General features: G+C 30.9%; 1 protein-coding gene. It reads right to left on the bottom strand.

Features of this window, described 5'->3' with window-relative positions; all coding sequences use genetic code 11:
* A partial coding sequence (locus FOE67_RS31060) for a Dam family site-specific DNA-(adenine-N6)-methyltransferase (protein ID WP_182667647.1) occupies positions 1 to 417 on the bottom strand: 417 nt, incomplete at both ends.

Here is a 417-nt window from a genome sequence, read left to right as displayed (position 1 = left end):
TGGTAGCGCTTTAATCGTTTGCTCGTAGTCACCCTGTAAAATCACGACTTTTTGCAACGCGTCAGAGACTGCAAGTAATAATGCTTTATCCAAAAAAATCGGTCTTTTATAACTACCTATTGGCACATTAAACTGATTTTTTTTATTAACTCGATATAGCCCATTAAAACTGGCTTTATTCAAAAATATAAATAAACTGGCTTGCTTCACTGGATCAAGATTTCTTTGATTGAAACTTGCACGTTTAGCATAAAAATAAGGCGTTTTTGCATCTTTATCTAACAACCTATCATACTCTTTTTGCAAGTTATCTAACTCAATCATTAATTGTTGAACATCTGCCTTGATAACCTGATAGACATTTATTAGATCTTCATTAAAGTCATTAATAATAAGTTTTTTTAGATACTTTAAGTT

Origin of the sequence: Streptomyces calidiresistens (assembly GCF_014141525.1) — a bacterium.
Taxonomy (GTDB): domain Bacteria; phylum Actinomycetota; class Actinomycetes; order Streptomycetales; family Streptomycetaceae; genus Streptomyces; species Streptomyces calidiresistens.
This window is presented reverse-complemented; position numbering and strand designations above follow the sequence as displayed.